At 48.1% G+C, this 12,752-nt stretch carries 13 protein-coding genes; all 13 read left to right on the forward strand.

Annotated features, from left to right (window positions below; all coding sequences use genetic code 11):
* Nucleotides 1-33 precede the first annotated feature (33 nt).
* The 13 genes from EQM13_RS00235 to EQM13_RS00295 all read left to right on the forward strand — a co-directional run bounded on the left by EQM13_RS00235 (nt 34) and on the right by EQM13_RS00295 (nt 12,752).
* Nucleotides 34-810 (forward strand): ABC transporter ATP-binding protein, encoded by a 777-nt coding sequence (locus EQM13_RS00235; RefSeq protein ID WP_128751580.1) that lies wholly within the window; start codon nt 34-36, stop codon nt 808-810.
* A complete protein-coding gene (locus EQM13_RS00240; protein WP_128751581.1) occupies nt 800-2,857 on the forward strand; it encodes an FtsX-like permease family protein in 2,058 nt (685 codons plus the stop codon). Before EQM13_RS00235 ends, EQM13_RS00240 begins: the two co-directional genes overlap by 11 nt.
* A gap of 33 nt (nt 2,858-2,890) precedes the next feature.
* Nucleotides 2,891-3,562: a response regulator transcription factor gene (locus EQM13_RS00245; RefSeq protein ID WP_255417555.1), complete on the forward strand. Its 672-nt coding sequence runs from the start codon at nt 2,891-2,893 to the stop codon at nt 3,560-3,562.
* Nucleotides 3,552-4,574 (forward strand): sensor histidine kinase, encoded by a 1,023-nt coding sequence (locus EQM13_RS00250; RefSeq protein WP_206172759.1) that lies wholly within the window; start codon nt 3,552-3,554, stop codon nt 4,572-4,574. Before EQM13_RS00245 ends, EQM13_RS00250 begins: the two co-directional genes overlap by 11 nt.
* A 353-nt stretch (nt 4,575-4,927) precedes the next feature.
* Entirely contained in the window at nt 4,928-5,446 is a 519-nt protein-coding gene (locus tag EQM13_RS00255; RefSeq protein WP_128751583.1) for a hypothetical protein, read from the forward strand.
* Nucleotides 5,446-6,036 (forward strand): DUF1281 family ferredoxin-like fold protein, encoded by a 591-nt coding sequence (locus EQM13_RS00260; protein WP_128751584.1) that lies wholly within the window; start codon nt 5,446-5,448, stop codon nt 6,034-6,036. Before EQM13_RS00255 ends, EQM13_RS00260 begins: the two co-directional genes overlap by 1 nt.
* A 63-nt stretch (nt 6,037-6,099) precedes the next feature.
* On the forward strand, nt 6,100-7,023 hold the full coding sequence (locus tag EQM13_RS00265) for a DNA adenine methylase (RefSeq protein WP_128751585.1): 924 nt from the start codon (nt 6,100-6,102) through the stop codon (nt 7,021-7,023).
* Nucleotides 7,010-7,399 carry a hypothetical protein gene (locus tag EQM13_RS00270; RefSeq protein ID WP_128753424.1) on the forward strand — a complete coding sequence of 130 codons (390 nt, stop codon included), beginning with the start codon at nt 7,010-7,012 and terminating at the stop codon, nt 7,397-7,399. Before EQM13_RS00265 ends, EQM13_RS00270 begins: the two co-directional genes overlap by 14 nt.
* 14 nt (nt 7,400-7,413) lie before the next feature.
* On the forward strand, nt 7,414-7,842 hold the full coding sequence (locus tag EQM13_RS00275) for a hypothetical protein (protein ID WP_128751586.1): 429 nt from the start codon (nt 7,414-7,416) through the stop codon (nt 7,840-7,842).
* Nucleotides 7,835-8,119, forward strand: coding sequence for a division/cell wall cluster transcriptional repressor MraZ (locus EQM13_RS00280; protein ID WP_128751587.1), 285 nt, complete (start codon nt 7,835-7,837; stop codon nt 8,117-8,119). Before EQM13_RS00275 ends, EQM13_RS00280 begins: the two co-directional genes overlap by 8 nt.
* A gap of 3 nt (nt 8,120-8,122) precedes the next feature.
* Complete coding sequence (locus EQM13_RS00285) at nt 8,123-8,683, forward strand: hypothetical protein (protein ID WP_128751588.1); 561 nt, start codon at nt 8,123-8,125, stop codon at nt 8,681-8,683.
* 15 nt (nt 8,684-8,698) lie between these two features.
* Nucleotides 8,699-9,247: a YodL domain-containing protein gene (locus tag EQM13_RS00290; protein ID WP_128751589.1), complete on the forward strand. Its 549-nt coding sequence runs from the start codon at nt 8,699-8,701 to the stop codon at nt 9,245-9,247.
* A gap of 49 nt (nt 9,248-9,296) precedes the next feature.
* On the forward strand, nt 9,297-12,752 hold the full coding sequence (locus tag EQM13_RS00295) for an S-layer homology domain-containing protein (RefSeq protein WP_128751590.1): 3,456 nt from the start codon (nt 9,297-9,299) through the stop codon (nt 12,750-12,752).

Below are 12,752 nucleotides of genomic sequence, written 5' to 3' on the forward strand. Positions count from 1 at the left end.
ATAATAAAATCAAAAGCAAAGGAGGTTGTTTTTATGAAACAGGCAATTCTGGAGATCGAATCTCTGCGAAAATATTATGGCAGACAGGAAAATCAAACAAAAGCTCTGGACGGCATCTCATTTACGGTGATGCCCGGTGAATACCTTGGCATTATGGGTGCCAGCGGATCGGGAAAATCCACACTGCTCAACTGTATCGCCACAGTCATTCGCCCTACGGCGGGACATATTTTGATGGACGGTGTGGAAGTTAGTGCGCTCAAAGGCAGTAAGCTGGCAGATTACCGAGGAAAAGAAATCGGATATTTATTTCAGAACTTTGAGTTGCTGGACAATCTTACAGGTCAGGAGAATATCCTTTTGCCTCTCGGCATCCATGGTGTGACTGAAAAAGAGGGAAATAAGCGCCTGCGGGAGCTCGCGGAATATCTCGAAATCACCGGTGTAATGAATAAATTTCCCTCTCAGATGTCCGGAGGCCAAAAACAGCGAGTGGCTGCGGCCCGGGCGCTGATTCTGAATCCCCAAATCATTCTGGCAGACGAACCCACCGGCGCACTGGACACCAAAAATGCTCGTGTTTTGATGGAAAAGCTGGCCGGCCTCAACCGAATGCAGCAGACCACGATTCTAATGGTTACACACGACTCCAACGCGGCAAGCTACTGCAGCCGGATTCTGTTTATTCAGGACGGCGTCATTTTTCATGAACTGCGCAGAAAAGTACCGAATGAGACACGGGAGCAGTTTTACGAGCGCATCCTTGCAGTCATGGCACAACTGGGGGGAGGGAGCGCAAATGTTCTTTAACCTGGTACGCCGCAACAGCAAACGTAACCGGCGGGAAAACGGGCTTTTTTTCTTTTCGCTCTTAGCAGCTATCGTGGCCTTTTACATCATCCTCTCGCTGCCGAATCAGGACATTATGGGTTTTCTCCGGGAGATGGAGAGCGGTGCTGTGGATAGGCTTTTAAGCTTAATTCCCGCCTTTTATGCTGTAACGCTGTTCATTCTTTTCTTCCTCATTTATTTTGCAAGCAGGTACCAGCTGGAACGCCGAAGCCATGAGCTTGGCATGTACCTGATGATGGGGATGCGCCGTACCAAGCTGTTCACGATGCTGCTGGCTGAAGATCTGTGGAGCAGCCTTGTATCCATAGTCGTCGGTATCCCGGTGGCGATACTTCTTTCTGAGGTTATAAGCCTTGTTACTGCGCGGGCGGTGGGCATGGGGATTCTGGGACACCAGTCCGCCGTTTCTCTCTCAGCTATTTTTTGGACGATAGCGGGGTTTGTGCTCATTAAGTTGGCTGCATTTCTTCTGCTCAGCGGCAAATTTGCATCCAAAGAGATTGGCGCTCTGCTTTCTCCCACCCCGGAAGGCGCAAAAAGGCAGCGTCCGGCAGTCCTGTATCGAATTGCGCTGGCTTTGGGTGTGCTGCTTTTGGCGGCGGCCTACCTGCTGGCAATCAGCGGCGAAGCATGGTATTCGTTGGCTGTTATGGGAATAACTTTAGCGTTTGGAATCGCAGGAACGCTGTTGCTTTTCTATGGCCTGCGAACGGTACTGGGCATGTTGGCACAGCGCCAGAGTGGCAAATCCGGGCTGGGAGTGTTCACGTTCCGCCAACTTCAGGAGAATGTAATTGGTCAGCCGCTTTCCCTTGCGGTCAGCTCTCTTTTAATTCTTGCAGCACTTTGCTGCTTCGGGTACGGTGCTTCCATGACCTTGTATTACGGTAGCAACGATACCCATACGCTGGATTACACCTTTCAAAATTCAGAAAATCCATCGGAACTTCCGGAAAAGCTGAAAAGCGCTGGATTGGAGGAGTACTTTGCATCTGTTTTTGATATGAGAATTGGACAAATGCGCAGTGAGAGTAACGATCCGGCAGAAGCAATTCATATGGATGAGATGCTGGAACTGATCGAGCAGCAGGCAGATTCTTCTGCAAGGTCAGATCTTTTAAATGCGTACAGCAATATTGACAATCCGTATGTTATCTCTCTTTCGGGCTATAATCAGCTTTTGGCGGCGGCAGGCGAGCCTCCAATCACACTGAATAACAATCAGGCAGCTCTTTATGGCTACGATTCTTTTACCAACAGAGAAAAAGCGGAACTGATAAACCATGTCCTTTCGCAGGAGCCGGAAATAGTAGCAAATGGAGAGCGCCTCCAATTAACAGGTACCATACAGACCAGAAATCCTGTAACAGACCGCGCGATAACGCTTTACTTTGCCCTCATCGTTCCGGATGAGACCTTTGACCGATTGGCAGAGGAAAGGTACACCCACTACTGGGATGCGACCTTGTCTCCCGGGTTTGTGCAGGAGAACGGGAGGATGCAAGCCATTCAGCAGATTAACCACAAGCTGGATGCAACGGATATTCACTATGAAAGCTACCTGCAAAGCATGGGACGGCAGCTATTTTATCAGGTGGCATCCAGCTATCTTACACTGTACCTTGCGGTCATTTTCCTCATCATCGCGAATACCGTCATTGGCATGCAATTCCTAACGCAGCAGCGCAAGACGGGGCGGCGCTACCGCACGCTGGTACGACTGGGCAGTCATTATGAGGCGATTTGTCTCTCTGCAAATCGTCAAATCCGCTGGTTTTTTGCTTTGCCAATAGTCGTTGCAGCAGTGGGAAGTGTGTTCGGCGTTCGGGCACTATTCTCCGGATTCCTGCCGCCGGATCTGGCCGAAAACATCCCTGGGCTCTATCGCATCGCTTTTGTGATACTTTTCCTGCTTTGTGTGGTAGAATACGGATATATGCTTGTTGTGACACGAGCCAGCTCAAAGTATATCCTGACACGTATGGAAGCAGGTCGAGAAGAATAAAGAAAGGAGGGAGCCGCCATAAAGAAGATTGTTATTGTAGAAGATGAGCCTTTTATGCGGGAGGAACTGCGTGAGATTTTTGAGAAAGAGGGATACCCAGTCGTTTGTATTGCAGAATTTGGCCATGTAACGGATGATATTCTGCAGGCGGCTCCCGGCCTTGTATTACTGGATATCAATTTACCCGGAATCAGCGGTTTTGAGATTTGTCGGGAGCTGAAGCGGAAAGCAATGCTGCCGGTGTTGGTGCTAACCTCCCGTGATCAGATGAAGGACGAGCTTCATGCGCTGAATTTGGGTGCGGATGAATACCTGACAAAGCCCTGCCGAAAGGAACGACTGCTTGCCCGTGCTGCCAATCTGCTGCGCCGGTATGAGGGGCGCGGACATCTGCGTCCCGGTAAGGACTTTTTACTGGATAGCCAGACCTATACGCTGTATATCCACGATCAATCTGTGGTGCTTCCACAGAATCAGGGTAAATTGCTGGCGGCTTTTTTAGCGCACCCTGATGAGCTTGTAACGAAAGAAACACTCTGCATGGCGCTATGGGGAACAACCGAATATATTGATGAAAATGCTTTGCAGGTGAATTTGACCCGGCTGAAAAAGACAATGAAAGAACTGGAAATGGTACAGCAGATCGAGACGGTGCGCGGACTTGGCTATCGACTGACAGCGGAGGAGAAAATAGATGATGAATAATCTCCTGCATACATTAAAAAAATATGCTGTCTGGTTTCTGCTCCCTATGGGGCTTAATCTTCTGTACGCTCTGGCTTTGTGGCTTTCAGACAGCGATGCGTTTCACCGGCTTTGGCTTATGCTTGTATTCGGTTCGCTGCTGCTGTTTTCAATAGCACTTCTTTTTGCCTGCCGTTTGGAAAAACGGCGCGAAAAAACTTTTCTGGAGTTTCTCAATCACCCGGACGAAATTACCGAAGCGAACCTGTTGCGGTTGGTGGGCAGGCGGGACGGTGAGCTTGTCCATCACATCGGGGTTCTGCTGCGGGAAAATGAGCAAGCGAACCGGACTTTGATGACACAGGTGAATGACTATGAGGAATATGTGGAATCTTGGGCACACGAGATCAAAACGCCGCTTTCCCTTCTGACCTTTCTGCTGGACAACCGCAGAGATGAATTGCCGCTCGCTGTCTATCAACGGCTCGATTATGTACGTGCACAGATGCAGGGATTTGTAGAGCAGATGCTCTACTATGCAAGGCTCAAGAGCAGACAAAAGGATTATCTGTTTGAATCGCTATCCCTTATAGAATGCTGCGAGGAAGCATTGGAGAACTACCAACCGCTGCTGAATGAACGAGGCTTTCGAATCACCAAAGAATTGCCCCGGCTCTTTATCCTTTCAGACCGCCGGGGATTGCTGTTCATCATCAATCAGATTCTCAGTAATGCCGTCACGTATACGCAAAATACAGAAGTACCGGAACTGCATCTAACCGCAGAACAAACTGAACGGTCCGTCATTCTTCGCATCAGGGATAATGGAATCGGGGTGCAACCATGGGATTTACCATTTCTGTTTGAAAAAGGCTTTACCGGTGATACTGGTAAAGCCCGAAAAAAGGCAACCGGCATGGGATTGTATCTCGCGAATGAAATGGCAAAAGCTTTGAAAATTGAGCTGGAGGTCTGCTCACAGCCCCAGAAAGGCTTTGAGATGATTGTTCTCTTCCCAACGATTGATTCTTAGATTAAAGGGTAAGACTACCCTCTTCGACTTGCGGAAAAGCAACATATATGGAAACCAAAAGGCGTCTAAAGAGCAAATCACAGCTTTCCTGCATAAAGCATAGGCGACTTGAATGTTTATGAGGCCTGACGAGGGTTTTGAATGAAAAATCCAAGACCCTCGTTTTTCATAGATGCACCCTACTTTTTTAGAAGAAAGCGGGATGTTTCTTTTTTAGGCCGGAATCAGTCCGGCACACAATTTCATAAAGCAAATACCCTATGGGGCAATTTTAAGCGGCTGTGTTCTTCGTAACTGAAAAACACAGCCGCTTTTTTTGTTGCCTGAAATCATAAAGAAAGGATAGATGCACCGTGAAAAACGAACTGCAAACCCTGCGGTTATTCAGTCCCCTCTTTCCCCATATCTACAGAAAGAATGAGTGGGGCGATCTTGATAATTATCCGGAGGACTTAACCCTCGGTGAGGTTTTGGAATACGAGGATGAAATTCTCGCCCTCATTCAGAAAGAGGGACTCCCCGGCGAGGGTGACCGAGGCCTTGCTGTTTACCTCAATGATAATCTTAGCCAAAAGATATACAGCATCAATCCCTCAGTGGAGGAATGGAATGGCGAGCTGTGGGGCGTTACCGAGATACAAACCCACAGTACACTTTCTCCCTCCGAGCTTGCGGAGCTTACAGAATGGCTGTCCGGACAATTTTCAGACGGCTGGGGCGAGGGACTGGAGCAAAGGGAAATCGAAGTATATGACGGTGAGCTGTATGTCAGCTTTTGGGATAGCAGCAACCGCTTCTTTATCAAGTCGGAGGATAAGCTGAAAGGCAATCAGTTTTTCAGCTTTGGCATGACGATGGGAGGAATGTGCTAATGCCAAATCATGTTACCAATATTTTAAGAGTGTCCGGTGATCCGGAAAAGGTCAGGGCTATGTTCGAGGCCATCAAAAATGATGAAATCGGCCTCGGCAGCATCGATTTCAACAAGGTAATTCCTACGCCGGATAACATCTATCAGGGCAACCTCGGAAAAGAGGAATTCGCCAAGTACGGCAAGAACAACTGGCTGGACTGGAATACCGCTAATTGGGGAACCAAGTGGAACAGCTATGGCTATGATGTCGAGTATACCCCAAAGGAATTTGATGGCGAGCATATCGAATTCCAAACCGCATGGAGCTATCCTGACCCAATCATTGCAGCCTTGGCTAAACGGTACCCTGATCCCAGCTTTGAGGTGAAATGGGCAGATGAGGACTTCGGCTACAATGTCGGACGCAAAGAATTTGAAAACGGCGAGGAAATATTCAGCCATATCCCTCCCGGTGGTTCCAAGGAAGCACTGGAGCTGGCGGCTGAGGTTCACGGCTTGGATCTGGCCGATGAGGGCTACCTGTACAATGGGGAAACCGGCGAATATGAATATCATGATCCGGATGAGTCGATGTCACTAAAAATGTAAGTGATAATCGGCTCTTTTCTTTTCAGAGGGAGGTGATGGAATATCAATAGCTTTATCAGCTGGGTGGGCGGTAAAAAAGCCCTCCGCAATATTATTTATCGGCTCTTCCCCAAGGATTTCGGCAGATACATTGAAGTCTTTGGCGGCGGGGGCTGGGTGCTGTTCGGCAGGCCTCCTGACTGTAAGGGTATGGAGGTCTACAACGACTTTAACAGCAACCTGACCAACCTGTTCTACTGCGTAAAGAACAGGCCGTTGGCGTTCCTCAAGCAGCTGGGCTTCCTGCCCCTTAACTCACGATATGAATTCAATGTGCTACGCCGGTTCTTTGAAAAGGATGAATTCGATACCGAATATCTGCAGGAAGAACTGGAACTGGCGCAGCATAACCTCCCGCCGCCTGCATTTGAGGAACTTAAGGCTATCATGCTGGAGCAGGCAGAGCCAAGCGATGTGTGGCGAGCGGCTGCATTTTTCAAGCTCATCCGCTACAGCTACGGCAGCGGCTGCACCTCCTATGGCTGCCAGCCCTTTGATATCAGAAAGGTGTTCGCCGTTATCTGGGAGGCATCAAGGCGACTTGCAAACACGGTGGTGGAAAATAAAGACTTTGAGGCATTGATCCGGCAGTACGACCGTGATGATGCCTTTTTTTATTGTGATCCGCCCTATTACATGACCGAGGGTCACTATGCGGTGGAGTTCCTCAAAACCGACCATCAGCGGCTCCGGGATACGCTGGCAGGTTGCAAAGGGAAATGGATGGTTTCCTACAACGATTGTGAATTCATCCGGGAACTGTATCAGGATTACACCATCACCCCAGTCACCCGCCTGAACAATCTGGCGCAGCGGTATGACGGAGGCTGCGAGTACCCAGAAGTTATCATTACCAACTACGACCCCAAGGAACGGGAAAATGATATGTTCCAGATGAATCTGTTTGACCTTTGTTTTGGAGGTGAGGATGAAGATGACTGCGATTGAGAAAATGAGATGGGCAAAAGCCCTGCTGGAGGAAGAAAGCGGCGGCGCATATGAGCTTGTAGTCGGCAATGTTCACGATGACCTGTATCTTCGATGTGGAGATCAAGTCAATGCGGGGCTGTATCTTTCTATGCTGCCGAACAGAGATACCGGCAAGTATGACTGTATTTTCAAGGGATACACCCGCATGAGCGGAGGCTATCGCAACGCCAAGGGAATGCAGAAGCTGGCTGACGAGTACAAGCAGGCTGCATATTTTCTCAGGGAGATGGAAATTGCCAACATTTCTCTGTCTGAGGATGAGCTTTCTGCCTTTGTATCAGAGTTGAAATCGGCAGAGAAACAACAAATCAACGCCCTGCAGATGGGGATGTAAAGGAGGATTGCACCATGAGAATCATTGAAACCAAGGGCAGGATTGCAGATAACGGCAACATCGTCCTGCCGCCCGATGTGTTGGAAACCATGTGTGTCACTGCCGGTGATACCGTGCATCTGGCGTACCTGTCCCATCACCCGGTAAAGGAGATTAACAGCTACGGGGAGTTTTTTCTCACCAAGGATGGTATCGATCATGTAACTGAACCGGTGGAAGCGCCGGAATTGGCAGAGCTGTCGGTGCCTCATGTGCTTTTGGAGGCGGCAGGGATTCCGCTGGATGACGATCTGGACATCCGCTGTGAGGACGGCGCTATCATCATCGGCAGTGCCGATCCCGTAAAGCAGCTGCCACCTCAGCTCATGGAGCTGTTCGACAGCCTCGGCGTGAGCTATGACACCATCCGCTGTGTGCTGGAGGGAGGTGCGGAGGATGAATAAGAAGCCCATCTACAAGCTGATGGACGGCAAAGGACGTGTGCTGATTCCCAAGGAACTGCGCACCGCCAGCGGCATGGATTACGGCGATATCGTGCGCCTTAATATATCCAACGGCATGGTCAGTGTACAAAAGGTGGATATCATCGAAATCGGCGACCAGTCTCCGGAGGCGGTGGAGGCCTATGTCCGTGCGGCGTTCAAGACTATGCCTGACGATACAAGACTTTCCCTCATTTCCGATCTGACTGCCCTACTGCAGCAGAAAAAGGAGGGCTAACGGATGGAAAGAAAATCTCTATTTACTGATAAAGACTGTTCGGCAACAGGCTTAAACTGCAGTATTCAGGGGGAAGTTGTCGTATTAAGTCAGGACACACCTGAAAGGCAGCTGTACTTCTGCCTATGCGGAAATGGGGCCGGTACCAATCCAAGCGGCTGTGCTGTATTTTTAGTATCGCTCCGTACCGGGGAGTTTGCCCTGAAAAAACGCAGTGAGGTCATCGGCATCCTTAAGCCAGAGCTTCTGCCGGACAGTGCCAAGCTGCAGCTCTCCCAAATCAGACCGGTGGGAGCGCTGGATTTAAAGAATTATGAGCCGAAATACAGTGGCTACAGCTTTCTGCCCGATGGCCGCTATGCTTCTGGCGTGTGGCTCTGCACCGAACAAGAAGCGCTGGATTATATGGAGATGCAGAAGCCATACCAGCATCGCATCATGATCTGCGACCGGGATGATTTTTGTGTGCTGGAGCTACAGGAGGGCAGGCTTCTCCATCCAACAGAGGAAGCAATGGAGGCCTTCCGGCAGGCCTCGGAGAACGGAGGTCTTACTATGACATAAAGGAGGCACAAGATCATGAGAAATATCCGGATGGAAAAGGATATCATCCTATACTACGGCAACCCTGCCGGTTATGTCAGCGGCGGCAAGGCGATGGTTGATCCCTTGTTCGAGTCGGAGGAACTGAAAGCCTTTCTTAGCCGCCAAAAGGATATCGGCGAGGTGAAATGGACGGACGGTGTGTATGACCACCTTGTGAATGGTCAGCGGGATAACCAAGAACTCACCCTGCTGAAAAGCTGCCGTGTATGGCAGCTAAAACCCGAATCGGATCTCCAGATGCGCTTCATCAGTCACGCTGATTTCTGTAAAGAGTTTGGAGAGCCGCAGATGTCCGATTATCAAACCGTCTATGACGGCGAAGTGGAAACCAACGATCTGGAGGCACTCTACACCAAATTCAATACAGCTCACCCTCCCGGTTATGTAGGGCATTCCCTGTCTATGTCGGATGTGCTGGAGCTGTACGATGAAAATGGCAGCAGCTTCTACTACTGCGACCGCTTCGGCTTTCAGGAAATCCACTTCAAGTCTCCGCCACAAACCCAGACCATGCAGCTCTAAATATAGGTCTTACTTTAAAATATTACAAAACAAGGAGGAAAGTTAGAATATGAACTCTAAAACAAAGAGGTTCTGTTCCATCGGATTGGCAATTTGTCTGATATGTTCCATGTTCGCAGGGAGCGCATATGCGACAAAGCTGATATTTACGGACAGTGTCAATCATTGGGCTGAGAAAGCTATCAACGAACTTGCAGACAAAGGAATCCTTTATGGTTATCCTGATGGCTTGGTTCACCCAGATGAACTTATAACAAGAGGTGAGTTTGCTTCTCTTGTTGCAAGAACAATGAAACTTCCCAATCCCGACAACGAAAATGTGGCCATTGTATTCAAGGATATTGCAGGGCATTTTGCAGAAAAGGATATCGAAGCACTGGTCATTGCAGGGATTATTGGAAAAGATGACTTCGGTGAAAGGTTCTGTCCGGATGAACCCATCACACGAATTGAAATGATTAGAATGCTGATAAAAGCAATTGGAAAGGGAGAGCATTCCAAAGACTGCTCCTGCAATACCGGGTTTGCTGATGACGATCTGCTCACAGAAGAACAGCGTAAGTATGTCTGTGCAGGAAAGCACTACTGCATCATTTGTGGATTTCCTGATGGCACGGTCAGACCCAACGATGTGGCTACCCGTGGTGAAGCTTTTGAGATGCTCGTAAGCACGGAGAAAGCAAAAGAACAGATAAAAGAGCAGGAAAGCAAGCCTCCGGTAGATAAGCCAGCAACTGGCGATTCCTCATCAAGCGGAGGCGGCTCCTCCACTGTCCCGGCTCCGCAGTTTAGCTTTATACTCCCTGCCAATGCATATAAAGGTGATGAAATTAAATTAGAACCAACAAGCCGCTATGTAAAAAGCGTGGTGTGGACAGTCAGAAAAGATGGTGTATCACTTGAACTGGATAAGGTTTTGAATGGTGTTCTTAATGAGAACGGAGGCTCTATCTCCTTTTTGGATACAGGCAATTTTGTGCTTACGGCTACAGCTGTTAATAGTCGTGGCAAGGAGATCAAACATGAACAGAGCATCCATATCTACCCTGTTATCACTACAGGGTTTTCGCTGCCTAAAACAGCTCACACTGATACAGCTGTTTCGGTAGATTTAAAAACAACAGATCTTGGCAGTAATCAGGTGATATGGACATTAAAGAAGGAAGGGTTAGAAATTGACCTTGCAGATGCTCTGAACGGTGAACTTGAAGCAGATGGAGGCATAGTGGTGTTTAAAAATAAGGGCAGCTATGTTCTCACCGCTTCTATTGCGGATGAATTGGGTAAAACTGTGTCAGCTTCACAAACAATCACCATATATCCCGTTGCACAAGTCAAAGTAACCCTACCAACAGTAAGTCATACGGATAAGACGGTAAACTTTTATTCAGAAGTAACAGATGCAGAAGATATGACTGTGGACTTTTCTCTCACCAGAAATGGAGAAACCGTGCAGATCACAGACTATGTTGAGGGAGATCTAAACGCGGGCAGCATTCGCTTTAAAGAAAAAGGTGTATATGCCCTTACAGTAATAGCCACAGACAAGACCGACCGAATATTTACAGATACCGCAAACATTACGGTATACCCTGTAGGTTCTTCCGGTTTTTATCTGCCTGAAATTTTCCATACTGACAGCGAAGTCACTCTTCAGGCTAATTTTTCCGAAATCGGCAACCACACCGTAGAATGGACGCTAACGAAAAATGGTAAACCGATAAATCTGCAGGATACCATAAGCGGAGGCCTTACCAACGCAGGTGGTACTGTTCAATTTAAGGAACAAGGAAGCTATGTTCTTAAGGCGGCATTCACGGATAATGGTGGCAGAAACTACAGTTACGAGCAAGGATTTAAGGTATATCCCGTGCCGACTGTGCGATATAGCCTTCCCCAATACGCACATACAGATAGCGACATCGCCATAAAAGCTCAAGTGACTGCACTGGATGACCTCAACATTGAATGGCTTGTGGACAATACCTATGGCTTTCAGGACTTCGATACCTTTGTAGACGGTGAACTGAGCAATGAGGGCGGTACAATACGTTTTAAGAGGGCGGGTATCTACGAGCTTGTCGCAAGAGTTACTGATGAAACAGGCCGTGTATTTTTATTCGAGTTTGGCGGCAAATGCGAGGTACTCCCCGTGCTTTCTATTGGCTTTGAACTTCCTGCCCTCGCTTATACTGATAGCACAATCGACATCAGAACACATGGCAATAACAATGTGCTTCCCGTTGAATGGTCTTTGAGTAAGGGTGAAAAAACTGTTTCATTGGGAGATTTTATCAACGGTACTCTCAATGCACAGGGAGGAAAAATTGGATTCATAGCTGACGGAGAGTATACACTGACTGCAACCATGACCGACTTTTTGAAGCGAAGCTACAGCCATAGTCAAACCATTCGTGTTCTGCCGGTTATCAGCTATGATTTCATTCTTCCAAGTACCATTCATTATGGAACGCAGTTTACAGTATCGCCGAAGAACGTTTTAAGCCTTGGCTCCAACAGTGTAGTTTGGTCACTGAACAAGGATGGAGAGCACGCCGAATTTACAGGTGTGCTGACCAATGATGGGGGTAAAATATCTATCCATCATACCGGAACATTTACGCTTACTGCCGCTGTAACAGATAGCGCAGGCAGACCGTTTTCACAAAGTCATAACATCACAGTGACCAACACGGCACCCAATACCCCAGTGATTACTGCTACACCTACCAGAACCGTAAAAGATGGGAAATTCCTTGTCAATGTAAATGCTGCAGCGACCGATCCAGATGGTGACGATGTTATCTTGGAATGGGATGGAACAACTGCAGACAGCTATTATCCTGTGGGTTCCCATACCATCAGGGTAAGAGCTAAAGATGATGCGGGGGATTATTCCGATTGGATTTCAAAGACTTTTACAATTACGAACGCTGCACCGAGTGTTCCCATCATCAACAGAACCCCAAGCGGAAATAGCGTAATACCGGGAACACCAGTGACAATCACAGCACAAAGCAATGATTCGGACGGTGATGCTATCACCTACATTTGGGAAAACCGTAAAGCAGAGACACAAGTATATCCCTTGGGTAAAAATGTAGTCAGAGTAAAGGCTGTTGATTCGACCGGAGCTGAATCTCCGTGGTCAGCGATTGTGTTTTTTGTCATGGACTCCAACGGCAGCGGTGGAATGGTGCTGACAGGCCCGGATTCTGTTATTTTGGAAAATGGAATTGAAGATGCTACGATTCGTGATTACACCTTTACTGTACCTCCCGTATCAGGGCATAACGGAAGCGATTATGGCAGAGTTAGAGGCTATAACACTCTGACAAAGCAATGGGATCAGCTGGATTACGGCACAACAAACAATGGCATAACGTTCCAAAGAACGCTGGAAGTCGGTGTGTATAGCAAGCTGGAGTTTTACTACTACACAAACCATAACTGTATGTATAACAAGAGCAACATCACCTATTCTGTAACCTATCATTTTGAGTAA

The sequence above is a fragment of the Acidilutibacter cellobiosedens genome (genome assembly GCF_004103715.1).
Classification (GTDB): domain Bacteria; phylum Bacillota; class Clostridia; order Tissierellales; family Acidilutibacteraceae; genus Acidilutibacter; species Acidilutibacter cellobiosedens.

What these genes read in the sequence shown, in the direction of transcription:
- EQM13_RS00270 (WP_128753424.1), top strand. Translation starts at nt 7,010, where the DNA reads ATGACTGCGATTGAGAAAATGAGATGGGCAAAAGCCCTGCTGGAGGAA.
- EQM13_RS00285 (WP_128751588.1), top strand. Translation starts at nt 8,123, where the DNA reads ATGGAAAGAAAATCTCTATTTACTGATAAAGACTGTTCGGCAACAGGC.
- EQM13_RS00260 (WP_128751584.1), top strand. Translation starts at nt 5,446, where the DNA reads ATGCCAAATCATGTTACCAATATTTTAAGAGTGTCCGGTGATCCGGAA.
- EQM13_RS00250 (WP_206172759.1), top strand. Translation starts at nt 3,552, where the DNA reads ATGATGAATAATCTCCTGCATACATTAAAAAAATATGCTGTCTGGTTT.
- EQM13_RS00280 (WP_128751587.1), top strand. Translation starts at nt 7,835, where the DNA reads ATGAATAAGAAGCCCATCTACAAGCTGATGGACGGCAAAGGACGTGTG.
- EQM13_RS00275 (WP_128751586.1), top strand. Translation starts at nt 7,414, where the DNA reads ATGAGAATCATTGAAACCAAGGGCAGGATTGCAGATAACGGCAACATC.
- EQM13_RS00290 (WP_128751589.1), top strand. Translation starts at nt 8,699, where the DNA reads ATGAGAAATATCCGGATGGAAAAGGATATCATCCTATACTACGGCAAC.
- EQM13_RS00240 (WP_128751581.1), top strand. Translation starts at nt 800, where the DNA reads ATGTTCTTTAACCTGGTACGCCGCAACAGCAAACGTAACCGGCGGGAA.
- EQM13_RS00235 (WP_128751580.1), top strand. Translation starts at nt 34, where the DNA reads ATGAAACAGGCAATTCTGGAGATCGAATCTCTGCGAAAATATTATGGC.
- EQM13_RS00295 (WP_128751590.1), top strand. Translation starts at nt 9,297, where the DNA reads ATGAACTCTAAAACAAAGAGGTTCTGTTCCATCGGATTGGCAATTTGT.